This is a genomic window from Sinorhizobium sp. 7-81 (genome assembly GCF_030124405.1).
Classification (GTDB): domain Bacteria; phylum Pseudomonadota; class Alphaproteobacteria; order Rhizobiales; family Rhizobiaceae; genus Sinorhizobium; species Sinorhizobium psoraleae.
On sequence record NZ_JASKLT010000006.1, the window covers coordinates 321,377 to 347,496 of the forward strand.

General features: G+C 61.6%; 22 protein-coding genes and 1 pseudogene. 16 read left to right on the forward strand and 7 right to left on the reverse strand.

The window, feature by feature from the left end:
* Window positions 1-194: 194 nt before the first annotated feature.
* The 10 genes from QN224_RS21385 to QN224_RS21430 all read left to right on the forward strand — a co-directional run bounded on the left by QN224_RS21385 (window position 195) and on the right by QN224_RS21430 (window position 14,806).
* Window positions 195-854, forward strand: a complete 660-nt coding sequence (locus tag QN224_RS21385) for a calcium-binding protein (RefSeq protein ID WP_173514248.1) — start codon at window positions 195-197, stop codon at window positions 852-854.
* A 134-nt stretch (window positions 855-988) separates the two neighbouring features.
* Window positions 989-3,244 (forward strand): glycosyltransferase, encoded by a 2,256-nt coding sequence (locus QN224_RS21390; RefSeq protein ID WP_283978267.1) that lies wholly within the window; start codon window positions 989-991, stop codon window positions 3,242-3,244.
* The gene (locus tag QN224_RS21395; protein ID WP_283978268.1) at window positions 3,241-4,086 is read left to right on the forward strand and encodes a class I SAM-dependent methyltransferase; all 846 of its coding nucleotides are present in this window, start codon (window positions 3,241-3,243) and stop codon (window positions 4,084-4,086) included. Before QN224_RS21390 ends, QN224_RS21395 begins: the two co-directional genes overlap by 4 nt.
* Window positions 4,083-5,345: a glycosyltransferase family 4 protein gene (locus QN224_RS21400; protein WP_283978269.1), complete on the forward strand. Its 1,263-nt coding sequence runs from the start codon at window positions 4,083-4,085 to the stop codon at window positions 5,343-5,345. Before QN224_RS21395 ends, QN224_RS21400 begins: the two co-directional genes overlap by 4 nt.
* A gap of 11 nt (window positions 5,346-5,356) precedes the next feature.
* Window positions 5,357-6,088 carry a hypothetical protein gene (locus QN224_RS21405; protein WP_283978270.1) on the forward strand — a complete coding sequence of 244 codons (732 nt, stop codon included), beginning with the start codon at window positions 5,357-5,359 and terminating at the stop codon, window positions 6,086-6,088.
* A gap of 11 nt (window positions 6,089-6,099) precedes the next feature.
* Window positions 6,100-8,322 (forward strand): hypothetical protein, encoded by a 2,223-nt coding sequence (locus QN224_RS21410; protein ID WP_283978271.1) that lies wholly within the window; start codon window positions 6,100-6,102, stop codon window positions 8,320-8,322.
* Complete coding sequence (locus QN224_RS21415; RefSeq protein WP_283978272.1) at window positions 8,319-9,686, forward strand: glycosyltransferase family 4 protein; 1,368 nt, start codon at window positions 8,319-8,321, stop codon at window positions 9,684-9,686. The genes QN224_RS21410 and QN224_RS21415 overlap by 4 nt, the downstream gene beginning before the upstream one ends.
* A gap of 52 nt (window positions 9,687-9,738) precedes the next feature.
* Window positions 9,739-10,623, forward strand: a complete 885-nt coding sequence (locus tag QN224_RS21420; protein WP_283978273.1) for a UTP--glucose-1-phosphate uridylyltransferase — start codon at window positions 9,739-9,741, stop codon at window positions 10,621-10,623.
* A 118-nt stretch (window positions 10,624-10,741) separates the two neighbouring features.
* Complete coding sequence (locus QN224_RS21425; protein ID WP_283978274.1) at window positions 10,742-11,674, forward strand: hypothetical protein; 933 nt, start codon at window positions 10,742-10,744, stop codon at window positions 11,672-11,674.
* 129 nt (window positions 11,675-11,803) lie between these two features.
* Complete coding sequence (locus QN224_RS21430; protein WP_283978275.1) at window positions 11,804-14,806, forward strand: AsmA family protein; 3,003 nt, start codon at window positions 11,804-11,806, stop codon at window positions 14,804-14,806.
* Between the two features lie 138 nt (window positions 14,807-14,944).
* Here QN224_RS21430 and QN224_RS21435 read toward each other — a convergent pair whose 3' ends face one another.
* From QN224_RS21435 to QN224_RS21445, 3 genes are all read right to left on the reverse strand, one after another.
* Entirely contained in the window at window positions 14,945-15,916 is a 972-nt protein-coding gene (locus tag QN224_RS21435) for a quinone oxidoreductase (protein WP_283978276.1), read from the reverse strand.
* Window positions 15,917-16,019: 103 nt separating this feature from the next.
* Window positions 16,020-16,901, reverse strand: coding sequence for a LysR family transcriptional regulator (locus QN224_RS21440; RefSeq protein ID WP_283978277.1), 882 nt, complete (start codon window positions 16,899-16,901; stop codon window positions 16,020-16,022).
* 75 nt (window positions 16,902-16,976) lie between these two features.
* Complete coding sequence (locus QN224_RS21445; RefSeq protein ID WP_283978278.1) at window positions 16,977-17,486, reverse strand: helix-turn-helix domain-containing protein; 510 nt, start codon at window positions 17,484-17,486, stop codon at window positions 16,977-16,979.
* A 94-nt stretch (window positions 17,487-17,580) separates the two neighbouring features.
* On the opposite strand from QN224_RS21445, the gene QN224_RS21450 reads away from it, so the two are divergent.
* The 5 genes from QN224_RS21450 (at window position 17,581) to QN224_RS21470 (ending at window position 22,827) form a co-directional block, all read left to right on the forward strand.
* Complete coding sequence (locus tag QN224_RS21450; protein WP_283978279.1) at window positions 17,581-18,045, forward strand: DoxX family protein; 465 nt, start codon at window positions 17,581-17,583, stop codon at window positions 18,043-18,045.
* Window positions 18,046-18,677: 632 nt separating this feature from the next.
* Entirely contained in the window at window positions 18,678-19,958 is a 1,281-nt protein-coding gene (gene ugpB, locus QN224_RS21455) for a sn-glycerol-3-phosphate ABC transporter substrate-binding protein UgpB (RefSeq protein ID WP_283978318.1), read from the forward strand.
* Window positions 19,959-20,026: 68 nt separating this feature from the next.
* Complete coding sequence (gene ugpA, locus QN224_RS21460; RefSeq protein WP_173514233.1) at window positions 20,027-20,908, forward strand: sn-glycerol-3-phosphate ABC transporter permease UgpA; 882 nt, start codon at window positions 20,027-20,029, stop codon at window positions 20,906-20,908.
* Window positions 20,909-20,917: 9 nt separating this feature from the next.
* Window positions 20,918-21,766: a sn-glycerol-3-phosphate ABC transporter permease UgpE gene (ugpE, locus tag QN224_RS21465; RefSeq protein WP_283978280.1), complete on the forward strand. Its 849-nt coding sequence runs from the start codon at window positions 20,918-20,920 to the stop codon at window positions 21,764-21,766.
* The gene (locus tag QN224_RS21470; protein ID WP_283978281.1) at window positions 21,766-22,827 is read left to right on the forward strand and encodes a sn-glycerol-3-phosphate import ATP-binding protein UgpC; all 1,062 of its coding nucleotides are present in this window, start codon (window positions 21,766-21,768) and stop codon (window positions 22,825-22,827) included. Before ugpE ends, QN224_RS21470 begins: the two co-directional genes overlap by 1 nt.
* Before the next feature lie 446 nt (window positions 22,828-23,273).
* Here QN224_RS21470 and QN224_RS21475 read toward each other — a convergent pair.
* From QN224_RS21475 to QN224_RS21490, 4 genes and pseudogenes are all read right to left on the reverse strand, one after another.
* A pseudogene (locus QN224_RS21475) lies at window positions 23,274-23,477 on the reverse strand (CsbD family protein).
* A gap of 244 nt (window positions 23,478-23,721) precedes the next feature.
* Window positions 23,722-24,051 carry a type II toxin-antitoxin system RelE/ParE family toxin gene (locus QN224_RS21480; RefSeq protein ID WP_283978282.1) on the reverse strand — a complete coding sequence of 110 codons (330 nt, stop codon included), beginning with the start codon at window positions 24,049-24,051 and terminating at the stop codon, window positions 23,722-23,724.
* On the reverse strand, window positions 24,048-24,299 hold the full coding sequence (locus tag QN224_RS21485; protein WP_283978319.1) for a type II toxin-antitoxin system ParD family antitoxin: 252 nt from the start codon (window positions 24,297-24,299) through the stop codon (window positions 24,048-24,050). The genes QN224_RS21480 and QN224_RS21485 overlap by 4 nt, the downstream gene beginning before the upstream one ends.
* 214 nt (window positions 24,300-24,513) lie before the next feature.
* The gene (locus QN224_RS21490) at window positions 24,514-24,924 is read right to left on the reverse strand and encodes a hypothetical protein (RefSeq protein WP_283978323.1); all 411 of its coding nucleotides are present in this window, start codon (window positions 24,922-24,924) and stop codon (window positions 24,514-24,516) included.
* Here QN224_RS21490 and QN224_RS21495 point away from each other — a divergent pair.
* On the forward strand, window positions 24,835-26,079 hold the full coding sequence (locus tag QN224_RS21495) for a tetratricopeptide repeat protein (protein WP_283978283.1): 1,245 nt from the start codon (window positions 24,835-24,837) through the stop codon (window positions 26,077-26,079). The genes QN224_RS21490 and QN224_RS21495 overlap by 90 nt on opposite strands.
* Window positions 26,080-26,120 lie beyond the last annotated feature (41 nt).

The following is a 26,120-nucleotide window of genomic DNA, read 5'->3' on the forward strand; positions in this document are numbered from 1 at the left end:
CTCCTAAAAATATATTGTACCAATATTGACACACGGCGCGGATGATGACCGAAGTACGTAACAAACAACAAGAATAGGCCGATTTATTTTTGAACGCCGTGTTGCCTTCTGTTTTATTGCAGTGCACACTCCGGCTCGCAATCCTCGGCTCCGTGCCGATGACGCATGCATCAAACGACGAAGAGGAGAAGCAGATGGCCACTTTAGAAGGCGGCGCATACGACGACGCCCTGTTTGGCTCTCGCTTTGACGATTTCATCCGCGCCCGCGGCGGTGATGATTTCGTCAACGGGGGCAAGGGGCACGACATTATCTTCGGTGACGAAGGTAATGACTTGCTGTTCGGCGGCGACGGAAACGACACCGTATTCGGCGGCGACGACGCAGATATTCTCTATGGCGAAAAAGGCGATGACATCCTGCTCGGCGGGTCGGGTGACGACTTGCTTTATGGCGACAAGGGCAACGACATCCTCCTTGGCGGCGAAGGCAACGACTTCATGGTCGGCGGCAAGGGCAACGACATCCTGATCGGCGGCGCCGGAAACGACATCATTGATGGCGGCGAAGGCGACGATCTCCTGGCCGGTGGTCAGGGCAGTGACGTCTTCGTCTTCGACGGAGGCGGCGGCAACGACGTCATCCTCGACTTCACCCCCGGCGAGGACGTGCTGCAGATCTCCAAGGGCATCAACGGTCTCGATATCGCCTCGCCCGAGGACCTGGCTTCGCGCATCACCCAGGTCGGCGGCAATGTCGTCATCGATCTCGGTCATGGCGATACCCTGACGCTGGTGAACGCGGACGCCGACGATATCCAGGCCAACCCCGAGAACTACTTCACGGTCCACTAACAGGTTGAGATGCGGGATGCGGGCCGGGAAGGCCACGCTCACTTTTCTCATCCCGCTCCTGGTTCGAATCGGTGCGCCCCGCCCTCCTCCCCGCGGGGCGTGCCCTTCCCTTCAGCAGTCAAGAGGAGTGGCGTGTGACGTTCGACGACCGTACGAGGGGCGCCAGCTGTATTTTCCAGAATGCCGAGGCCTTTCGCATCAGCTCCGATGTGGCCGTCCTGATCCGGGATATTCCGGCCACGCTGACCGGCGCGGTCAAATCCACGCTCGTCATGCCTGAGCAACCGGTCCCGCTTGTCAGCACGACGCTCCCGCTTGCAGATGGGGGCCAGCGCGTCCTTTGGGCCATGCGGCCGGGCAGGGAGCCGCAGCGCGCGCAGATCGCCGTTGAAAGCAGCGCCCCCCAAACGTTTCTCCTGCGGCCGATCACTGAACTCCCATGCCTTGATGTGGACGCCCTGTTTGCCGATCTTTCGCCGGAGGGGTGCATCAAATTCCTGAACAATCTGCTGACGGCATGGCGAAGCGCGTTCCGCCTTTCCAGGGACCAGCTCTTCATCGCCGTCGTCGAGGACGCGCTACACGCGCTGAAGGCGCGCCCGCGGCCCGCCAATATCGTCTGTGCGGTCACCGAGGGGCGGTATCTGGTCGAGACAGCGATCAGTCGCGATTTCGGCGACATCAGCGCCGTCTATGCTCTCGGCGCGAATGCCGTCCTGCCGTTGCCTTCGCAAGTGGTCGTCGGCGGCCATCCGGAGCAGGGCGTGCGGCCCTGCCATCTCATCATCGAATCTCCCCGGGCTCCCCGGCCGTCCTTCTTCGTGTTCCTGGGAAAGAAGGGCGTCGCCGTCCGCGAGCTGTCCGCCCGCACGCCGCGTTACGCCAATCTTCAGAAGTGGTGGACCGAACATGGCGGCGCGCCGGCACTGCGCGAGTTTGTCGTACGGTGGCTCTCGGGAATGCCGGAGGGTGGCGCGGCGACAGCGATAGACCTGCAGCTTCGGCGACCGCTGCCGGCGCGGCAGATCGGCAAGTCCGCAATGCACCCGGCCGCGGAGGTCGATCTGGCGCTGGCGCTTTCCGGCGGCCTGCTTTCCGGCGGCTGGTTCCATGATCCCGCATCCGCCCTCGCCGGCATCGACTACCTGAAAGAGGACGGCACGGCAGTGCCGCTCGACGGAAACTGGCATGCGTTTCCCGCCTGGGCTCGTGGCGCGGATGAAGGCGCCAGAACCGACGTGACCGGCTTCGTCGCCTGGCTGCCGCTGAACGAACCATTGGGCGCCCTCCTCCAGCCGCGTTTCCAGATGCGACTCGCTTCGGGTGCGGTGAAATCACTCGTGCCGAAGCCCCAGCCTTTCGAGCCTGCCGCTCAACGCAACCGCATCCTTCGCGCAGTCCCGCCACAGCACGCGGTCGATGAGGCTTTCCGGACGATCCTCGCCCCGGCCCTCCAGGACGTGGAGCAGAGACTGGGCAGGACCATAAAGGTCGACTACGTCAAGGACTATGGCATGCCGCAAAAAGCACCTATGGTCTCGATCGTGGTGCCGCTTTACCGGGTCCTCGATTTCCTGCGCTTCCAGCTCTCCGGCATGGCGACAGACCCGTGGGTCGCGACCAATACGGAGATCATCTATGTCCTGGATTCGCCAGAAATCCAGGACGAGACGGAGCATCTGCTCGGCGGTCTGCATCTCCTGCACGGACTGGCGATGAAGCTCGTGGTGATGAGCCGCAACGGCGGCTATGCGCGGGCCTGCAACGCCGGTGCGCGCTTCGCACGCGGCTCGGTCCTCGTCATGCTCAACTCCGACGTCGTACCGTCAGCGCCCGGCTGGCTGCAGACGCTCGCGCTGCCGCTGCTCGAACAGGAGGCGCTCGGCGCCATCGGACCGAAGCTTATCTTCGAGGATGGTTCACTCCAGCATGCCGGGCTCTACTTCGCCCGCGATCGGCGCGGCGTCTGGCTCAATCACCATTTCCACAAGGGCATGCCCGGAGACTACGCGCCGGCCCAGGTCCACCGTGCCGTTCCGGGTGTCACAGGCGCATGCCTGGTCACCCTGAGGGACACCTATGAGCGTGTCGGCGGTTACACGGAGGACTACGTCATCGGCGATTACGAGGACAGCGATCTTTGTCTGAAGATCCGCAGGTGCGGCCTTGAGATAGCTTATGAGCCGTCGGCGTGCCTCTACCATTTCGAGCGCCGGTCGATCCGCCGGAGCCAGGACTACATGCGCGGCGTTGCCAGCCAATACAACGCCTGGCTGCACACGGAGCGCTGGGATGCGGACATTGACGAGCTGATGGCGGACTATCTCGGCGGCGCCGGTGAAACGGTTGCGCCGTTCAGCGTTGAAGCCACAGCAAGGAGCGCCGCATGAACGAGACATTCCGTCGCGAGGAGAGCGCGCCGGTGACGGCGCTGTCCGCCCACGAGGAACATATCCAGTGGCTACAGGAGAGTTGCCTGAAGAACCGCTTCCTGCCGCAACCGGCGCCGGACAGTGTTTTCGTCGGCGATGGCGACTTCAAAGCCGTTGGCACCGAGTTTCTCGGTCACTTCATCCGGATGGGAGGGCTGCAGCCGGAAAGCCGCGTGCTCGACATCGGTTGCGGCATCGGTCGAATGGCAGTCCCCCTCACCCAATATCTCGATCCCGACAAGGGGCGCTACAACGGGATCGACCCCGTCGAGGGAGGCATCGCCTGGTGCCGCCGCTTCGTCACGTCAGTCTATCCGAGCTTCGCCTTCCAGCGGGTCGACATCGCGCATGAACTCTACAATCCGCAGGGCAAGATCAGCGGCAAGGCGCTGAAGCTGCCCTATGCCGATCGCCACTTCGACTTCGCGATCATGACGTCGATCGTCACGCACCTGCCGCCGGACGAGGTGCTCGTCTATCTAAGCGAGATCGGCAGGCTCCTGAAACCGGGCGGGCGCCTCTTCATGACCGCCTTCGTGGTCGACCCTATTGCCGCAGCGAACGAAACAGGCAGACGCGATCCGCGTCTCGCGTTCCAGCGCGATGGCGATGGGCCCTGCTGGTTCGTGCCCGATCTGCCGCGCCTGGCAGCGGTCGGTTTTGATGACGGCTTTCTCGACGGCGCTCTCAACCGTGCCGGCCTCTCTACCGCCTTGAAGTCTTTGGGCTCCTGGCGCGGACAGGCGGCGGACCATTACCAGGACGTGTTCGTAGCCGAGCGTACCGGAGGCGGACGATGAGCAAGCGCATTCTCGTTGCCGCTCACAACCATCCCGCCCTCCACCCCGGGGGCACGGAGATCTTCGCGCACGACCTTTTCCGCGCCTATCAACGCGCGGGCTGCGAGGTGCTCTTTCTCGGTGCTACGAACCAGCTCCACCGTCAGGCCCGGCCGGGCACGAGCTTTCAGGGAATTGGTCCTGCGGGAGACGAGGTGCTGCTATGGTCCGGTCACTTCGATCGCTTCTTCATGAGCCAGATCGATCTCTACGGTGTCGTTCCGGACCTGACGGAACTCCTGAACGACTTCCGCCCGGACGTAGTGCACATCCATCATCTGCTCCTGCTCGGGGCCGAATTCCCGCATATTGTCCGTCGGACACTCCCGCATTGCCGGATTGTCATGACGCTGCACGACTACTATCCCATCTGTCACCATGATGGGCTGATGGTGCGCACCGGGGCGAAGGAACTCTGCCACGGCGCGAGCGCCGACCGCTGCCATGCCTGCTTCAAGGACATACCGCTCGATCGGTTCGCGCTGCGCGAGCGTCATCTGAAGGCCCTGTTGAGCACCGTGGACCGTTTCGTGGCGCCGAGCCGTTTCCTCAAGCAGCGCTTCGTCGAGTGGGGGCTCGCCGAAGATCTGATCAGCGTCATCCCGAACGGTCTGCCACGGCGAAACACGCCCGCGGAAGCGAAGCGGATCGTGAATGATCGGCCGGTTTTCGGCTATTTCGGTAATCTCAATCCGTGGAAAGGCATAACCGTTCTGCTCGAGGCGGCGCGACAACTCATTGCCGAAGAACTCCCGTTCGAGCTGCGCGTCCATGGCGGCGCTCCGTTCCAGAGCGAAAGCTTCGTCGACGAGATCACGCGCTTGTTCAGCGAGACAGCACCCGTCGTGCAGCAACGCGGCCCCTACCGGCGGGAGGATGTCGCCAATCTCGTCGCCGCCGTCGACTGCACGATCGTCCCTTCCATCTGGTGGGAAAACGCCCCGCTGGTCATCCAGGAGGCGCAGGCCCTTGGGCGGCCGGTCATCGCCAGCAATATCGGCGGCATGGCCGAGATGATCGAGGATGGATTGAACGGCCTCACGGTGGCACCCGGAGATCCTCGTGGGCTGGCTTCTGCCATGCGCCGGATCGCCGATGACCCCGATTTGCGGCGCCGCCTCTGCGCAAATGCCCGCGTGCCCGACGACATCGACACGACCGCACGGCGCTATCTCGACCTGATCGACGCGATCGCACCTAAGCGGATCGAAGCGGCTTAGGGAGAAAATCGATGGCTGTTGTTGCCGAGAAATCAAGCGCCGCACCGGAACAGGACAACGCGAAGCCTATGACGGGCCGAGTGGATGCAATCGATCAGGGCCGGGTCTACGGCTGGGCGTTCGACCCGGGAGCGCCCGACAAGCGGCTCATCATTCGCGTCCTTCTCGACGGCAGCGTGATCGCGGAGGCGATCGCCGACCGCAACCGTTCCGATCTGAAACGCAACGGCATCGGTGACGGCAGTCACGCCTTCGAGATCGCGCTGCCGGAGACGGTCGCTTCACGTGCCGCCGATCTTGTCGTGATGGCCTTGGACGGTCTGGGTGTCGAGCAGAAGCTGCGCGTACCGCGGCCCGACGAGCAGGCAGCCGAGGCGCTCATCGCCGCGCCGCTGACGAAGGTTCTCGACAAGCTCGACATCCTGATGGCGGCGCAGCGGCAATTGCAGGTTTCTCAGCGCTCTCTCCTGCGCACGCAGATCGACGAGGGCGGCGAGGGCGAGCCGGTTGGGCTTACCGCCATCAGCGATGCCGTCGCAAATCTGAGGACGGAAGTTGCACAGAGGTTGAGCGATCTCGACGTCCATCTGATGCGGCTCGACGGTGTAGTGGCGACGATGGAAAGGAACCTGAGTGCCTTGCAGAAACGTTCGAACGGAGAGCTGAAGCCTCTGCTGCTGCTGCTCTTCGTTCTCGTGGGTTTCGCCGCGGGCGCTGCCCTCGCGCTGTTAACGAGGGTCTGAGGGGCATGCGCATGGTCGGAACGGAGCAGAGCCTCAAGCTGACATCGCCGCCTGGCGGCAGGATCATGCGGGCCGGAAGAGTTGTCGCCTGTCCCATAGACGAGTCTTGCCTGCTGATCGTCGGCGCCGGCGGATCCATGGCCGGCCAGCTCACGGCGGAACTCAATGACGATCCCGCCGCCAGCTTGACCGCCTCCGTCATTGGCTGGCCCTTGGCGACACCCGCGGCTTCGGCGTCCCACGGCTTCGCAGCGCTGCTAACCCTAGACGGCACCGAACGTCCGCTCACGACCGTTCGCTTCGGACAGGAGAGGACTGGCAGGCGGTACGTTTTCACGCCTCGTCCAGTCTCGGTCAGCGACGTCGCCGCGATCGTGGCAGAGGCTGCCGGCCCCCAACTGTCCGACATATTGGATTCGTTACTGGACCTCATGATGAAGGGGCCTGTCGGGCGCCGCAGGCTCTCAGCCATGATCACGCTGCTGAAGGCCGCGCACAAGGGCGATGGATTCATCGAGCTCCTCGGCGAGAGCGATGGCGGAGCGATTTTCCTAAAAGGTTGGGGTCGGGACATCGCGGCTGGCGTCTGCCGGGCGGTTGTGAGTGGCGAAAAGCCCATGGCCACCGATTGCGGGATCGCGACTTTTCCGCGCCAGGACGTTCCGGATGGGGCCGGCGGCTTTGTCGGCCTGCTGCCCGCAAACGAGACGCTCAGGGCGCGTGACATCGAGGGGCTGGTTTATCGCGGGCGCGGAGCCTGGCGATATGCGGCAGTTCACGAGCGCAGGCTCATCGCTGGGCCCGCGGAAACGCCTGGTCACATGCGCGCCGTGTTGCTCCAGACCCATAGCTCGCCCCAGGTGCTGCTGCGCCTGCGCGCGGCTGCGAACAGCTTCGACGGCAGAGAGACGATCTCGACCCTCCCCCTTCCCGTGCGGCTGGGAATAGACACTCTCTTTCAGGAGAACGGCGGCGGTTTCCTGATGACGGGGTGGATGCTCGACGCGGACGGTCATGTTCAGAGCGTCAAGCTGCGCCGTGGGCGCGCCGAAGCGCGGCTCGATGATTGCTGGACCCGGCTCGATCGCCCCGATGTGACGGACGCATTCACCGACGAGCCGATGTTCAAAAGTGCGCTCGAGGGCGACAGCCATTCTCACGGCTTCATTGTCTATGCCAACAGCTTGGGCGGAGACGCTGCAGCGCCGCTCCATCTGGAACTGACGCTCAAGGATTCCCGCCGCGCATTCATGCCGCTGACGCCTGCGAGAGTCCCGGGCCGCGTGGCCGCCCTGCGCCAAATCCGGTCCATCGACCCCGCAGACTGGGCACTCTCGGATCTTATCGACCGCCAGATCGTGCCATTCCTCAACGCATCGGAGAGCCCCTCGCCGACCGTTGGCGCAATCGTCGATGCCGGCGGATTTAATGAGGCGGTCGGCCCGCCGATTGTCATCGCCGCCGGCGAGGCTGAGGACGCAGACATTGCGCCCTTCCTCGGGCTCCTTGCGCTCGACCCCGAAACGCAGCGCGCGCCGATCGCGCTTGTCGTGCCAGCCGAGCGCTTCAGACGACAGGCCGCCCGCATCAGGCAAGTCGCGCAATTCTATCGCCTGCCGCTCAGGCTGATATCAGCCGAGGAAGCAGGCGATATCTACGACCTCCTGGAAGTGGGTGTGCGAGCGCTTGCAAGCGAGACAGTGGTCCTGCTTGGCGGCTCGTTGCTGCCGCACAGGACGGGCTGGTACGGCAAGCTCGCCGCCGCCCATGAGGCTTTGAAGGGGAGCATCATCTCCCCTACCCTTGCCTATGAGGACCACTCGGTTCGCTGGGCCGGCAGCTGGTCGGACGGCCATTCCGAAGATCCGCTCTTCGGCCGTTATGCCGGCTATCCGCTGAGCGCTGTGACCGGGCTGAAGACGACCCGTGTTGCAGCGGCTTCCCTTGAGTGCTGCATCGCCCCCCGCGAGGCTCTTCTGCGCGCCGGCGGCTTTTCCGCCAGTTATCTCGGCTCCCAGCAGAAGGGGATGGATCTGGGACTGAGGCTCAGCCGCGCCGGGATCGAGTCCTACTGGCTGCCATCGGTGCAGATGCTGGGCTCCGACGAGGTGGCCGACGTCGGCGAAGCCGCAATGGCCGTTCTTATCGAGCGGATAGATCAAGCAATATTCCGTGCCCGTTGGGCTCCCGCCCTGATGGGCGAAGAACTTCCCACCGAGAGGGTTTCCGCATGAGCGAGCAACTCCGGGTCCTTGTCGTCTCGCATGGTCATCCGGCGACGTCGCTGGGTGGGGCGGAGATCGCGTCACATAGCCTCCACAAGGGGCTGAATGCCTTGCCTGGCATCGAATCGATCTATCTGGCCAGGGTCGGCCATCCCGTTCCGCGTCACGGTGCCTCGGCGCTCATGAGTCTTCGTCTGGCCGTGGACGAAGTTCTCTTCCACGCCGACGACTACGACCACTTCTTCCTGTCCAACGGCGATACGGAGACCATCCGCCGCGACCTGTTGCGCTTCGTCGGTGACCTCGGGCCGCACGTGGTTCACTTCCACCATGTGATCGGCATGGGGCTGGAGGCCCTTTATGCCCTCCGCGAGGCGCTGCCGCGCGCGGTCATCGTGGTCACCTTCCACGAATACTTGTCGATCTGCCACAACCACGGGCAGATGGTGAAACGGCCGTCGAGCCAACTCTGCAACAAGGCTTCCCCAATCAGTTGCCATGGATGCTTTCCCGAAATCCCCGTCTCACGTTTCCTGAAGCGGGAACAGTTCGTGCGCGGGATGCTCGGCCTTGCCGACGCCTTCGTCTCTCCCAGCATGTTCCTCGCGACTCGATATGTCGAATGGGGAATAGAGGCGGAGAAGCTCTCCGTGATCGAGAACGGCATAGTGATGAAGGAATCCGCAGCCGCGCGCGATCTGCCCGCCAGCGGCGCACGGCGCAATCGCTTCGCCTATTTCGGCCAGATGACGCCCTTCAAGGGCGTCGACGTTCTGATCGACGCGGTGTCACGTGTGCCCCAGGACATCTGGGGCGAGGACTCCTGCCTGATGATCTTCGGCGGCAACCTCGAACGGCAGCCCGCAGATTTCCAGGACCGTGTGAAGAAGCTGATCGACGAGGCCGGCCGTCGCGTGCGCTTCTATGGTGCCTATCAAAACGGGGACATGCCGCGGCTGATCCGCTCGGCCGACTGGGTGATGCTGCCGTCCATCTGGTGGGAAAACTCGCCGGTGGTCATCCAGGAAGCCTTGCACCACCGCAGGCCGATCATCTGTTCGGATATTGGCGGCATGGCCGAGAAGATTGAGGATGGGACGGACGGTCTGCATTTCCGCGTCGGCAGCGCCCAGGATCTCGCAGATCGGATCACCGAAGTTCTGAGTGAACCGCAGGCCTGGGATCGGCTGCGGGCAACCATGCGGCGGCCGACCAGCCACATCGACTCCGCTCGCGAACATGCCTCGCTCTACCGCCGCCTGCTTTCGGAAAAGGAGAGCCAAGCAGGTGCCGGGCTTTCCGATCCTATCCTGGACGTCCAGCGCCGCACCAACAGCCACCACAATGTCGATACGGCGTCACTCACAAGCTGATCGACACCGACAATCCCGTTCGCAAGGTCGCATGAATCGGAGAACAAACCACATGCAAAAGATCCGCAAAGCCATAATACCCGCCGCCGGTCTCGGCACACGGATGCTTCCGGCGACGAAGAGCGTCCCGAAGGAATTGCTGACGATCGTCGACAGGCCGGTGCTGGACTACATCGTCGAAGAGGCCTTCGCGTCGGGTATCGAGCACGTGATCATCGTCACCGGCCGAATGAAGGGCGCAATCGAGGATCATTTCGACCATGCGTTCGAACTCGACGTCTGCCTGCGCAATGCCGGCAAGCATCCGCTGGCGGACAGGATTGCGCAAAACACCCCTGGTGCCGGTACCATTTCCTTTGTGCGCCAACAGCAGGCGCGAGGCCTCGGCCATGCCGTATGGACCGCCCGACACATCGTTGGCGACGAGCCCTTTGCCGTCCTTCTTCCCGACATGCTGATGATTTCCGAGGAGCCCTGCCTCAAGTCCATGGTGGCACTCTACGAACGCCATGGCGGAAACGTCATCGCCGTGGAGCAGTGCGCGCCCGAAGACGCGCATAAATTCGGCATCGTCTCGCTGGAACCGGCGGCCGGCGGTCCCCTCGTGACTGGCCTGGTCGAAAAGCCGGCACCGGGCACCGCCCCCAGCAACCTCTTCATCTCCGGGCGCTACATCCTCCAACCGGAGACTTTCGAGCTTCTTGAGCGCCAGGCGCCTGGGGCGGGCGGCGAAATCCAACTGACGGATGCCATGATCGCACTCATGGGAGACCAGGAAATTCGGCCCTTCGAGTTTGGCGGCCGCACCTTTGACTGCGGCACGCCGGCGGGCTTCGTGAACGCAAACCTGCGCATGGCCATGGCTCGAGCCGACCTGGAGCCGCAGATCGGCATCGAAATAGAGAGCCTATCGGCAACACAGCGCGCAGTGGCGTGAATGGCGTCGGAGAGCGGTCCGCTGGTCAAGGCAGGACCGCTCCGAACAGTCGCGGGGCCCTGACCTCGCGAAGCGCAAACAACTGATGTCGGCGTCCGTCCGTTTCCGGAGTTTCTCCATGCTCATTTATTCAGACGAGAACCTGGAAGTGATCCATCACCCGGGATCGTCGCCTTACCTTCTCGTCACCTTCAACGAGATGGAAGTGCAGGCAAACGGCAGCCGCTTCTGGGGGCAGCGTTTCTGCGAGAAAGCAGACATCGCGGCGCTGGGCTTCATCAGCCGACGGCCGAACTGGTTTCCGGCGGCAAGCGTGGTCAAGGCTGTCGCGGCGGCAGCCCCAATCCTCCACGCGGCGCCGGAGCGAATTCTCTACGGGCATTCGCAGGGCGGCTACGCCGCGCTGCGTTACCGCCGCCGCTTCGAGGCGACCGTCGCCATCGCCTTTTGCCCGCAAGTCTCCATAGATCCGAAAGCCGTGCCGTTCGATAGCCGCTTCACGCGTCACTTTGCGCCCGACCTGCACACGAACATGGGAATCGCGCCAGACCATGTGGCCGGTCGGGGCTATCTCTTCTTCGATCCTTTCCACGCCATAGATCGCCGGCACGCGGAACGGATCGCCGCGCTGCAGGCGGAAACACGCCTTGTGCCGGTCCATATGACCGGGCACGGTACGGTTCGGGCCTTCACCGGAACGGCACGTGCACTTTCGCTCATCGAGGCGTGCCGAGCCGACAACCGCACGGCCTTGAGAGCACTGGCTCGCGCAGTCCGGGTCAATGCGCCCATGCGCCCTTATCAGATCGCCGTAACGGCGATCGCCCGCCATCCAGCCTGGGCCGACCGGTTCCACGCCCGCTTCGGCGACGCCTTCTCGCCCGTCGAACGCGTCAACTTCCTTTACCACCGGGCCAACCGTCACATCCGCGATGGCGAGCTGGCGACGGCGCGCGACATGCTCGCCGATGCCGTGGTGCTCCAGCCGGCCAATCCCGGCTTCGTCCGCCGCCTGGAGGAACTCGAGGGCCGTATGGCCCGCGCAGTCTAAGTCCACCAGAGATTTGCCAGCCGGTCATCCCTCCTCTTTGACGCGACGGGCGAATGTCTCGCAAGAGTTGCAAAAGTGGCCTTCCTGGAAAACGATAACGAATCAGTCGCTTTCGCAACGAGGAGACACATGAAGCGTTTCTTGCTTTGCCTTCTGGCGCTCGGTGCGCTTGCTGCCTCTTCTCTCGTTGTTTTGCCTACTCTCGTTTCGAGCGATTGGATGCGCGCCGAACTCGGCCGCCAACTCTCGGCCGCGACGGGCAGTTCAATAGCGCTAAATGGCCCTGTCAAACTTTCCGTCTTCCCCCATCTCGCGGTGGTAGCGGAAGATGTCGCGCTCTCCGCCGAAGCGAAGGGTGTCACTGCCGAAATTGGAGAACTCGCGGGCTCTGTGACGCTGTCGTCCCTCTGGTCGAATCGCTTGCACATCAAAGAGATCAAGGTCGCTCGGCCAGTCATCATGCTTCACGAAAAGGCGGATGATACATCGACCACACGCGGCGCAGGCGAGAACCAGGCCAAGCCAGGCGATCCGCTTTCAGCCCTCGTCGCCTTCCTGGAGCGAAGCGCAATCGACTCGATCTCGATCGTCGGCGGCACATTGAACCAGGAAGACGGCGCCGGTTCGAAGCAGACCATCACCGATGTCGACCTTTCGCTCGCCGTTCCCGACATCGACGGCGAGCTATCCCTTTCCGCCAGCGCCAAGATCGAGGAACGACGCTATCAGGTCACGCTCGCCATCTCTTCTCTGCGCCCCTTGCTTGAACGCCAGCCCGCCGATCTGAGCCTCTCTTTCGAAGCTGATCCGGCGCCCGCCCCCGGCCTCTCCGAGTTCGAGGCAACGGGGCAAGCGGCCCTCAATGCCAACGGCAGTTACCAGATCCGTGGAGGCAAATTCAGCGTCGGCGAACAGGTGCTTGGGCTGGACGCGCTCTTTATACCTGGCGACCGTCCTCGGTTTCTCGCCGACCTCGTTGCCGATCGGCTGGACTTGAGCGCGTTCGTCGAGGCGACGTCTGCTTCGTCGCATCAGTCGAAAGCACAATCGGAAAAGCCCGCGGCAGCGGGCTTGCAGCTCCTGGCGGGTTTCGACGCCGATGTCAGCGTGAGTGTAAGTGATCTGGCCGTTGGCGATGTCTCGGCGTCGGACGTCGCCTTCGCGGCAACGCTGAAAGACGGACAGCTTACAGCGCAACTTGAGCACCTCGGCATCGATGCCGGCAGCGTCGCGGCGGATGTCACCGCCGACGTCCGCGGTGATGAGCCGACTTTCAAGGGCCGTGTATCCAGCAAGGGGCTCGATATCGACAAACTGGCAAGCTTGGCCGGGCAATCGGCTCCCCTGTCTGGGGCGGTGACGATCGATACCGGCTTTGCTTTTCGCGGCCTCACAGGCGACGCCCTGAAAAAAACAATCAACATGACCGGTAGCATCGGCCTGCGCAACGCGACCTTTGTCGTCCCCGGCGCCGCTGATCAGTCGATGCGCGAGGTGACCGCCAAGAAACTTGCCGTCAGGATCGAGAACCTCGCAAAGCCGGTGCGCGTGTCGGGCGATCTGGCGTGGCGCGGCAAACCTGTCGATGTTGATCTGCGGGTGCCGGTGCGCGATCTTTTTCTAGGCGGAAAGCCCGGGACGGCGGACATACCCTTCAAGCTTGATCTGCGCATGCCGGACGCGGCTCTCGCCCTTGATGGTAAGGCAGCGTTTCCGGGTGACTATGCCGGGAAGGTGAATTTTTCGACGGCCAACCTCCGCGCATTCCTCGCCTGGCTTGGACAGAGCGGCGCTGGCAGCATCGACCAGCTTGCGTTCAGCGGCGATGTCAGTGCCGGCGCAACGGGCATTTCTTTCGAAGACGCCATGCTGTCTGTCAACGGTGTCGAGGGGACCGGGAACGGCTCCGTCCAATTCACGACACCACTCAAGATATCGAGCGCACTCAACTTCGCGGAGTTGGATTTCGCACGCCTTGCCGGCGCGCGCTCCCCCGCGGCTGAACCGAAAGCGAAGGAAGGCAGACCCGCCCCGGACGTTCCGCTGGATCTCTCGTCGCTTCGGTCAATCGAGGCATCGATCCAGGTAAACGCAAAAAAACTCGGATACGGCCGCGTCTTTGCCGGACCGGTTGCAACCACCCTGGTCATCGCCGATGGAGTGGCAAATCTCAAACTTCCCGAAAGCCCGTTCTATGGCGGCCATGTTGCTGCGAATCTGAAGGCCGACGGCTCGGGGGGCGAACCTGCCATTGCGTTGCAGGCCTCGATCTCGGGAGCTTCGGCTGCGCCGCTTCTGACCGACATGGCGAACTTCAGAAATCTCGAGGGCGCGTTACAGGCCCAGATCGACGTTATGGGTGCCGGCGGCACGACCCGAGCACTGACGCAATCGCTTCAGGGGACGGCGAATGTCCGCTTTTCCGACGGGGCCATTCGCGGTATCGACGTCGCCGACGCCTACAACAATCTCGTCGGATTGATGTCGTCGGGCTTCAAGCAGGACGAAAGCAAAGCGACCGGGTTCACCGAACTTGGCGCTTCGTTTGCCATTGAGAGCGGCGTTGCGCGAACCGAGGACATCAAGCTTATCGGCCCGCTCATCCGCATGAGCGGCAGCGGCGAGGCGAACATTCCAGATGGGCGTTTGAGGTTTCGCCTCGATCCGCGGATGGTCGCGTCTCTGGAGGGACAGGGAGCAGGCATCTCAACCGACGGCATCGGCGTTCCGGTCATCGTCGAAGGACCTTTTGCCAAGCCGCGCATATACCCCGATCTGTCCGGGCTGTTGAAGAATCCCGGCGCTGCCTTGGCGACGCTGAAGAAGTTCGGACTGCCGACCGACAAGCTGCGGATCGACGATCTGCTCTCAGGAGGAGGAACGGGTGGATCGGTCCGCGACATCGTCGGCGGCGCCATAGACAAGACGTTGAAAGGAGAAGGGAACCAGCTTTCCATCGAGGAGATCATCGGCGGCAGTATGCCGGAGAGCGGCGAGGCACCGCCCACCCCGCAAGTCGCCGAGGAGCCCGGCACACCAACCGTTGCGGCTGAGCAATCGGCGCCTGTCGCGGGACAGCCTGATCAAGAAACCGGCGCCTTCGAAAAACTGTTCAACCAGCTTCTCCAGTAGTGAACCATCGGATCGCCATAGCACTTTGAATTGCTGCATGTTTTTGTCTCTGATTCAGTTACGATTTAAGGAAACATGCAAGTAGCAATGACCGCGTCGCGAGGCTTGTCAGACGCACGGCGCGGTACCGCGAACCTCCTACACGATCAGGAGGGTCGATCCCCTTGTCGCGCGGGTTTCGGCTTGGCGATGCGCCTCGGCCACGGATGTCAACGGGAGCCGTTGGCCAATATTGGCAACCAGTGTCCCGGAGCGGATAAGATCGAACACCTCGGCTGCCGAGTTATGATAGGTGGGCGTGTCCGCAATGTGCCAGTCGACATTCGCGCGGGTGAAGAGCGGCGAACCATACCGGCTGAGAGGCCGCGGTTCGATGGGGTCGATTTCGCCTGACGCCTGGCCATAGGACACCATCACGCCGAACGGAGCCAGGCTCCTCATGCTGCCCTCGAACGTGTCGCGGCCAATCGAGTCGTACACGGCCTGCACGCCAGCCCCCCCGGTGACCTCACGCACGAAAGACGCTACATCGTCCTGGCCGAGAACCGCAACATGATCGCAACCGTTGCTTCTCGCCAGCACGACCTTGTCCTTCGAACCGACGGTGCCGATGACGGCCGCACCCAAAGCCTTGGCCCACCGGACGAGGACAAGCCCGACACCCCCGGCCGCGGCATGAACGAGGATCGTGTCGCCCTTGCCGACCTTGTAGACCCTCCTCAGCAGCATGTGTGCCGTCTGCCCCTTGAAGAGCAAGGCGGCGGCGTCCTCGTCGGAGACATCATCCGGCAGGGCAATGGCCCGGCTGGCGTCCAGAGTGCGCTCCGTCGCATAAGCTCCAAGCTCGTTCGTATAGGCGATCCGATCGCCGACTTTGAGACCCCCGACCCCCTTCCCGAGTTCGATCACCCGGCCGGTGGCCTCGATGCCGAGCACACATGGCAGCGGAACTCCGTAGACGCCCTTGCGGAGATAGACGTCGAGGTAGTTGAAGCCGACGACCGTATGGCGCAGACGCAGCTCACCGTCCTTCAGCGGTTCCGGAGGAACTTCTCGTGCAACAAGCACATCAGGCTCCCCGAGCCTGGACATTTCGATGATTGTGGGCATGGCTCAATCTCCTGGTAGTGGTGAGCCAAAGATATGCCGCTATCCGACGCGCGCTGGAACGCTCGTGGTTGGCGAGGGGGCTTTTCATTCTTGAAAAGCGTCGTCACACGCCGCGCAGGCGAGCGCTTTCCTGTTCGCAGAGGCCACCGACGAAATCCAGGACCGCCCGGACGCGGGGAACCCGACTGAGATCCCGGTGGACGACCACCCACAGGTCGAGGATGCCGACGTCGGAAGGTCCGGCCAACCGCACGAGGTCGGGCACGCTATCCGCCACGAAGCAGGGCAGAAGCGCCGCGCCAAGGCTCGCTCGCGCGAGGGCCAACTGAACGTTCATGCTGGTTGCCGTTGCGACGATCCGATCCAGCGCCTGACCTTTGATCCATCCGGCCATGGGGACGTCCCGCATCGATGCATCCCAGCCGACAAAATCAACCGACCACGGATCGCACCGGAGAGCGGGGTGCGCATCGACCAAGGCCGCACTGGCATAAAGACCGAAGCCAACGACGCCGACCTTGCGGCGGATGTAATCGCCTTGATCCGGCCGGATCAGGCGAAGAGCCAAATCGGCTTCGTGCCGGGAGAGACTGACGGCTCGAAACCCGGTGACGAATTCCAGCCGAAGAGCGGAATATGTTGCCCGAAACGAGCTGGCCCGAGGCGCGATCAGGTGGCTCGCCAGGGCCTCCCCGGTCGCCAGCCGCACTGAACCCTGCACCTGGCCCAGCTCCCTGTCGACCCCGCGCGCCACCGCAAGAACCGAGGCTTCCGCGGCCTCGGCTCGAGCCTGAATCTCGCGACCGGCCGAGGTCAGGACGTAACCGGTGTTCAGCCGCTCGAAGAGGACGGCTCCCAGCGCAGTTTCAAGCGCCTGGACCCGCCGGCCAATGGTGGCCTGACTGGTCCCGAGCTCACGGGTCGCCGCCGAGAGGCTTCCGGTGCGGGCGACGGCCAGGAAATATCGCAGGTCGTTCCAGTCCATAGGGCCTCTCTAGTCTCCTGCCGGTCATTGTGGGCGGCTGGGGCTGTCCAGGATACTCTGCGCATGTGGAGAGGATCAGGAAACGCGATCGTCTGACGCGGAGGTGGCGGACTGCTTTTTCGCCAGCGGACGAGCGCGTTCATTTTCGTCCGCCGCCAAGAGCTTCTTCAGGGCTTCGGCGAGAACCTGGACCTCGCCCTCCGTCAGCTTGGCGCCGACATATTGCTCAATGGCAGCCGCGTAGACGGGCCAGATGCGTCTTTGCAGCGACCGTCCTTCCTCGGTGATCTCGATGAGTTGGCGTCGCTTGTCGCCGGGATAGGGAATGCGACGCACCAGGCCCTCGGCTTCCATGCGGTCGAGAAGCCGGGAGAGATTGTATTGCTCGAAGAGCATCTCCTGTTCGAGTTCGCGCGGTGTAAGACGCCCATCCGGCCGACGCTTCAGCTCCAGCAGAACATCGTACCAGGACAAGGGCGGGAAACCTGCCTGTTTCAGTTCTCCCTCGATTCCTGCCATCACGGCTCGTTGCGCACGCACGAGCCGTGCCCAGGCAGTGATGACGATCTCTGACGGTCCACGCATCTGGTCTCTTTCACATACTCAATGCAATTGCATAGTTGACATTCCGATGCAGATGCATCTATCTAGCATTATATGCAAATGCATGGAGATTTCAATGACCCAATCGCCTCTATCTGCTGCCTATGCCGCTCTTCTGCTTCGCTTGTCCCTCGGCGTGATGTATCTTGCCCACAGCGTCGTGCTGAAGTGGCTGACTTTCACGCTCACCGGGACGGCGCAGTATTTCCAGTCGATCGGCCTGTCGCCCACCCTCGCCTACCTGACATTCTTTGCCGAGGCGGTCGGCGGCGTCCTGCTGATCCTCGGTATCCAGTCCCGCTGGGTAACCCTCGCCCTCCTGCCCATCCTTGTGGGGGCCCTGGGCGTCCATTCCGGCAACGGATGGGTCTTCACCGCCACCGGTGGTGGCTGGGAGTATCCGCTTTACCTGATCATTCTATCCGTGGCCCAGGCTCTTCTTGGCGACGGCGCCTACGCCATCAGCCCGTCCCGCCCCCTTCACCTCAAGCGTCAGCTCGTACAAGGCGGAGCACTCCCGGTTCAGCGAGAACTGCGATGAAATGCAGCTGCACCGCTGCGCGTCTCTTCAAATGCACGGCGGTGCAGGAGCACTTTGAATTGCTTTTCGGTCCAGGAGCGGACGATGCCGCTCACCAGTCCGAGGCGGCGTCGATGCGACACCAGCCCTTGATGGCCTCTCGGAGAAGATAGCAACCCTGCAGCACGGTATCACCGGACCTGCGCGTCCATTGCACCGAGGCGTCTGCGCGTCGCAGACGCCTCGGTGATTCCAACCATCGTATCGGCTCACATCAACGGCTCCGTGCTAATGAGATCGGGAATACACATTGGTGGGTGGGCGGCCATTCAAATGCTACTTCGGTCCGCTCACCCACCGGCGAGCTTGGCGGCATCGTTGATGTCGCCACGCGCAACTAGACTTGCCTAAACGGTCCTGTGCGACCCTCATCTCAGCCGACGCGATCGCGGGGTGAGCTCAGCCAACCGGAACAGAAATTCCGCATCGTTATTTTCATTGCCTATTCATTCCATTTCGTTTCTACTGCGTTGGCTTTCGCAGCGAAAGGCGGATGTGGACGAGTCGAGGAGGGACTGTCCCATCAAGCGCTTGTATTTCTTACCTTGAAAGAACTGGGAGGAATGGTCTTGAAACGATTCAGCTGGACGCTCATGGCTACTTCGGCATTTTCGGTTTTTCTCGCGGCAGACGCCTTTGCGGCGACAGAGCTTGGCTGGTGGCATGCGATGACTGGCGCCAACAACGAGGTGGTCGAGCAGCTTGCCAAAGAGTTCAACGAAAGCCAAAGCGCTTACAAAGTGGTTCCCGTTTTCAAGGGCACCTATCCGGAAACGCTAAACGCCGGTATCGCGGCGTTTCGCTCGAAACAGGCGCCGGCGATCCTACAGGTCTTCGATGCCGGCAGCGGTGTGATGCTGGGCGCGGAAGGCGCTATCGTCCCGGTCGCCGAGGTGTTGCAGAAGGGCGGATACGAATTCAACAAGGACCAGTATCTTCCCGGCATCGTGTCCTATTATTCCAAGGCCGACGGTACGATGCTGTCTTTCCCCTACAACTCGTCGTCGCCGATCCTTTATTACAACAAGGACGCATTCACGAAGGCGGGGCTTAATGCCGAGAAGCCGCCAGCGACCTGGCCGGAAGTTTTCGATGCCGCCAAGAAGATCAAGGCCAGCGGCGCTTCCGCCTGCGGTATCACCTCCACCTGGTTGACCTGGATTCAGACGGAGAATTTTGCGGCCTGGAACAATGTGCCCTACGGCACAAACGAGAATGGGCTTGCCGGTCCTAACGTCGAACTCAAGATCGACGCCCCATTGTTCGTACAGCATTTCCAATCCATCGCCGACCTGGCCAAGGACGGCACCTTCCGGTATGGCGGGCGGACCTCGGAAGCAAAGCAGCTGTTCACCTCGGGCGAATGCGCGATCCTCACCGAGTCTTCCGGAGGCCTCGGCGACATCATCAAGTCAGGCGTCAATTATGGCATCGGGCAATTGCCCTATTACGAAGGCAATGGGCCGCAGAACACAATCCCTGGCGGTGCGAGCCTTTGGGTCTTCGCCGGCAAGTCGGACGACGAATACAAGGGCGTTGCCGAGTTCTTCAACTTCCTTTCGAAAACCGAAATCCAGGCGCGCTTGCATCAGGTCTCGGGCTACCTGCCGGTGACTCTGGCGGCCTACGATGAAACGAAAAAGTCTGGTTTCTATGAAAAGAACCCGGGCCGCGAGACGCCGATCAAGCAGATGATGGGCAAGGCACCGACCGAAAACTCGAAGGGTGTGCGCCTCGTCAACCTTCCCCAGGTCAGGGACATCCTGAACGAGGAGTTCGAGGCGATGCTCTCCGGCCAGAAGGATGCGCAGAGCGCGCTGAGCGACGGTGTCAAGAAAGCCAACGCGGCGATCGCCGCGGCGGTCAGCAACTGACACCAGGTGCGACTTGCCCGCGTCGCTTGTCGGCGCGGGCACTCATCTTTTAAACGAAGGGGAGCGCGTTGCAGCCTGTCGTCTTTCCCAACAAGATCCTGCCTTATCTTCTGCTGGCGCCGCAGATCGTTCTGACGGTGGTCTTCTTCTTCTGGCCGGCGAGTCAGGCACTCTATCAGTCGGTCCTGCGCGAGGACCCCTTCGGCCTGAAGTCGGGCTTCGTCGGGCTTGCCAACTTTCGGACCATTCTCTCCGATCCGGCCTATTTGCATTCCTTGAACGTCACGGCGGTCTTCAGTCTGGCGACGGCACTCCTGTCGATGGCAGTGGCGCTCCTGCTCGCAGCATCGGCGGATCGCGTCGTGCGGGGGAGGAATGTCTATCGCACCCTTCTGATCTGGCCCTATGCCGTAGCACCCGCGGTCGCCGGAATGTTGTGGCTGTTCATGTTCAATCCAGCCATGGGAACATTCGCCTATCTGCTCCGGCGCAACGGTTTCGTTTGGGATCCATTGCTCAACGGCAACCAGGCGATGCTGCTCGTTATCGTCGCGGCCGCGTGGAAGCAGATCAGCTACAACTTCCTGTTTTTTGTCGCCGGCCTGCAGGCCATCCCGAAATCGCTGATCGAAGCGGCGTCGATCGACGGCGCCCGCGGTACCAAGCGTTTCTGGACGATCGTCTTCCCACTGCTCGCGCCGACAACGTTCTTCCTGCTTGTCGTCAACACGGTATACGCATTCTTCGACACCTTCGGGATCATCCACGCTGTAACCGGCGGCGGGCCGGCAAAAGCAACAGAGACGTTGGTCTACAAGGTGTACAACGACGGGTTCGTCAACCTCGATCTCGGCGGCTCGGCCGCACAATCGGTAATCCTCATGGTCATTGTTGTCGCACTTACGGCGTTCCAGTTCCGTTTCGTCGAGAAGCGCGTCCACTATTCCTGAGGTGCCGAGATGATCGAAAACCGCCCCATATCGAACCTGGTCGGCCATCTCGTGCTCGTCATCGGCATCCTGATCGTCGTTTTTCCGATCTACTACACGTTCGTGGCATCGACGCGAACGTCCGTCGAGATCATCCGCCCGCCGATGTCGCTTACAATCGGCGGTCAGTTCGTCGAGAACTATCGCGAAGCCATGGCTGGCGGTGTCGAGCGCGTCGTGGGCGTCAGTCTCGAGCGGCTGCTCCTCAACTCGACGATCGTGGCGCTCGCGATTGCCATCGGCAAGATCGTCATCTCCTTTCTCTCCGCCTTTGCGATCGTCTTCTTCCGTTTTCCGATGAAGATGGTCTTCTTCTGGATGATCTTCATCACGCTGATGCTGCCGGTGGAGGTTCGCATACTGCCGACCTACAAGGTGATCGTCGACCTCGGATTGATCGATACCTATGCGGGACTGACCTTGCCGCTCATGGCCTCGGCCACGGCAACATTCCTGTTTCGTCAGTTCTTCCTGACGATCCCGGGCGAACTGGTCGAAGCGGCGCGCATCGACAACGCCGGCCCCTTCCGCTTCATGCGCGACGTCCTGCTCCCCCTTTCCAGGACGAACATCGCGGCACTGTTTGTCATCCTCTTCATTTATGGCTGGACGCAGTATCTCTGGCCGCTTCTGGTCACGAACGACGCCAGGATGAATACGATCATCATCGGACTGCGGCGAATGGTCGATTTCGCCGACGCGTCTACACCTTGGAACTACGTCATGGTGACCGCGATCCTCGCGATCATTCCTCCCGTGCTTGTCGTTGTGTTGATGCAGCGCTGGTTCGTCAAAGGCCTCGTGGAGACGGAGAAGTAATGGCTGAAATCATTCTCAAGGACATTCGCAAGACCTATGCTGGCGCCGTCGAAGCAATCCAGGGCGTATCGCTCGAGATAAAGGATGGCGAACTCGTCGTGCTTGTCGGCCCTTCGGGTTGCGGCAAGTCGACCCTTCTGCGCATGATCGCCGGCCTGGAGGGCATCACGTCCGGCGAGATCCTGATCGGCGATCGCCGTGTCAACGATCTGGAGCCGGCCGAGCGCGACATCGCCATGGTCTTCCAGAATTATGCGCTCTATCCGCACATGACGGTTCGACAGAACCTCGCTTATGGCCTTAAGAACCGCAAGACACCGAAAGACGAAATCGAACGACGTATCGCCGTGGCCGCGAAGACGCTCGAAATCGAGCCCTATCTCGATCGCAAGCCGCGCCAGCTTTCCGGTGGCCAACGTCAACGCGTTGCCATGGGGCGTGCGATCGTTCGCGAGCCGGCCGCTTTTCTCTTCGATGAACCGCTATCGAACCTCGATGCCAAGCTCAGGGGGCAGATGCGCATCGAGATCAAGCGGTTGCAGCGCTCGCTTGGAACAACAAGCGTCTACGTGACACACGATCAAATGGAGGCGATGACACTTGCCGACAAGCTTGTCGTCGTCAATGCTGGACGCATCGAGCAGGTGGGCACGCCGATCGAACTCTACGAAAGGCCAGCGACAGTGTTCGTCGCGACCTTCATCGGTTCTCCATCGATGAATCTGCTCGACGGGGACGGGTCGATGGACGGCTGGGCGCTGGCATCGCATCTCCCAAGACCGTCGGGGCCGTTCACGATCGGGATCAGGCCGGAAGATCTGACGGTCATCAAGGATCAGGCAGGGGTTCGCGACTTCGAAGCGACAGTGCGCGTCGATGGCATCGAGCTGGTGGGCGCTGAGAGCTTGTTGCATGGCAGGCTCGCAAGCGGCCGCGATCTCGTCTTCCGTGTCTCGGGGCGGGCCGACTTTGAGATCGGTGACGAGGTCAAAGTGGCGGCCAGTCTGAAGGACCTACACCTTTTCGACGCGCAGGGCAGACGAGTGACACTTGATCGTTGAAGCGCACCAGCTAGTCAGCACTCCTCGACCGGCATGCCGGCAAACTGCTGGCTTACTACCATCCGCTGCATGTTTCCATGAACCGGTGCCCGTTCAAGGAAACATGAGCAATTCAAAGGGCTACAGCGTCCTTTGCGTGTCTGATAAGACGCGTTCGAGACGATCGGCCCTTGCCGTTGCGATGCAGCGGAAGCCGACTAGGCAGTCTGTCGCCTCTGCCGTTCTACAGGCGTTGCCATTCTTTGCCGTGGACTTCTCAAAGTGACCGCAAGGGACACGGTCCCGCCAAGCTACTCCTTAGATTAGCCAAGCCAGGGCGAACAGCGCAATGATAACAAGGAGAATCATGATGCCAGCGAGGTTGAGCGAGTGCATACGGGGCTGCCTTTGTCTTTCTAACTCAACCTCACAGCCGACGGTATGTTCCGCGGTAAAGTTACCGAGGCTCACAAAGTCATATAGGCAGGGGCTTCGTGAATAAACAAAAACCCCGCCGGAGCGGGGATGCCGTAGCGTTCCTGTATTTTGCTTGCGAGCTGCTCACGGTTGTCGGCAATCTGGTCCAGGTCGTCGTCGGTGAGCTTGCCCCACTGCTCTTTAATCTTACCCTTCACTTGCTTCCAGTTTCCTTCTACGCGGTTCTAGTCCATCGAATTCCTCCCGACGTTGGATCCACTAGATTCAACTCGCGAGGCAGTTAGGATCGCGTTTTCGCGTAAGGCCATGCTCTGACTACCGGCCTTGGGACCTTCAAGCCACCGTCCGGGACCTTTGTTTCCAAGGCGAGTTTCTGTAGATGCTGCTCCTCTCGGCGGACGGCCGATGCGATCGGGCCATCGGGAGTCGACTGTGCATCCGCCGGCTCACTAATAGATTCCGGGAATATCCGATCGGTCATTGACTGTTCGGCTCCTGCATCCACTGCGGAATGTCCCGCTTGGCATGAAGCACGCGCCACACGTCGACATGACCTGGCTGGTCGCGATAGAAGACGAGATAGGGATGTCGCTTCAGAGAGACACTCCGCAGGTCAGGCAATCCCAACTCGTATGCATACCGCAACGACCCGGACTCCGGATGGCTTGCGATCAAAGAGTACGCCTCTTGAAGAGCGTCGATAAAGCCGAGCGCGATCTCGGTTCCTGCTTCGCGTACATAATAGTCGATGGCCGCCTCGACGTCGCTGCGCGCCAACTCCCGGGCAATAACAGTCTTATTGTTCACTTTCTGCGCAGACCACGAACTCGATCGCGCAGGCTGGGGAAATATTCCGCATCGACCGGCTCGGTTGGTGCAGACGAGGCTCCGTCAAGCAACAGCCTGCGTAACGCGAGGCGATCCTGATCTCGACGTATCAACTCCCGAATATACTCACTACTTGTCCCATAGCCCCGTCCGGCGACTTGCTCATCGACGAAGCTCTTGAGATGATCCGGCAAGGAAATGTTCATTGTGCTCATGCGAATGACCATAGCGGCGTTGGCAAAAATTGGCAAGACCGGCCGCCGCCCTTCAACCGCGAGTCCGCCGTCGCGATACCAAATCCGCGGCATGGCAGTGCGCAGATTCCCGTTCCTGTCGATACATTATGCGACCTCGAATAAAGCAAGGAACGGGAACGGTAACAGAGCCGGTCGTGCCAATGTCCGCTGCCGAATTGCACGTCGGTGCTTCGCGATGTGCCCCTCAAGCGGCAAGATCACCGCGGAATGAAAGGAACGCTTCGCAGCAGCATTCGATGTCGAATTCAAGGAGCGGTTGGCCGCAAGATTTCCCGTATCGCCTGCGTCGTTTGGGAAGACGAGAAAACCGCACGTTGTTTTCCGCTCGCATCACGGGCTCCAGCCTGATAAAATCAATCACGAGGCGCACCGGTACCGGACGCTTCGCTCCATACTGCATAGACACATTGATGGCCGTTGGGCCTGAGATTTTTATTTTAGTTTTATCATATTGGATCAACTTTTTATTGGTCGGTATTGCAAATACCGCCTCAGAGAGGCGAAGATGATAATAAATGTTATTGGCTATGCTAAAGAGTTTGAGAGCATTCGGAAAAATTGGGACAGAGTATATCGTTCGGATCCAGAATCTCATCCCTTACTCTCCTGGACTTGTCTGAAAGAATACTTGTCCTGTCGGGAACGATGGTTCATTCTGGCCTTCCGGCAGGAGCAGACTGACCATCGCTACGACGCTTTTCTGCCGCTGGAGGTCACGACTCTCCAGAATGACGACACGGGGCTTTTCTCGGACCAGCTTCTGATGATCGGCAATCGCGACAGCGGCGAGAGTGGCTTTCTCTGCATGCCCGGCCTGGAAGCCGAGGCGGCAGACGCCTTCGCCGGCTTCCTCATGAGCGAAAGTTGGACGAGCATGCGGATCGAGCTTTGTGAGCCCTCGTCCGCCAGGCTCGAACACTTGCTGCAGGCGTTTCCCGACGGGCCGCTTGCCCGAAGCTGCGAGGATCGAGCGACAGGCGAGATGGACAAGGACCCGGTTCACTGCGTGCTTATCAGAACGCGGACGGGCCGAAACCTGCATGACAGGCTGAACCGCCGCAGTGTCGGCTACGTGTTCGAGCGGGCGATGGCGCTGCATGTCGAAGGCGCGCTCGACGCGGCGGAAGCGGGGTATCGTCAAGTGATCCGCACCATCCCTGGCCATGTGCAAGCCCGCTACGCACTTGCGCAGCTCTGCAGCGATAGGGGCGACCACGCCGAGGCGGAATATCTCTATCGCGGGCTGTTATCGGCGCTTCCCGACGCCGACGAAATCCTTCATCGGCTTGGCGACACGCAGATGGAGCAGGGCTTCTATCGCGAGGCAAGCAAAACCTTCGAGAAGCTCGTTGGGCGGCATCCCCATCGGGGCATCCCGCGCTACAAGCTCGCAGTCACGCTTCTGGCCGCCGGCCGCAGGGATGCCGCCATCGCAGCATTTCTCAGTTTCGACAGGGTCGTGTCCGACGACTCGGACCACGTTCGCTGCAAGCTGAAGGCACGCGAGGTCCTGCGCCGCCTGGAACCCGTCTGCGGCATGGAGAAGCAACCGGAGGTGCAACAGCAGTCGATTTCCTTCGAGCCTACCGGTCCGCTGTTCCGCCACGCAGATCCGGTCTCCGTGCGTTCGGCGCGCTTCCTGACATTTGCGCCGTGGTTGCTCGAGCCTTCTCTTCCCAGCGGCGCCTGGGTGCACCTGCACGCCCGATCATGCGAGCACGCCTGCAATGGCTCGAGGCTGAAGCATTAATGCTTGTCGCCCAAGAGTGTGCAGTGCGGCCAAAATCGGTG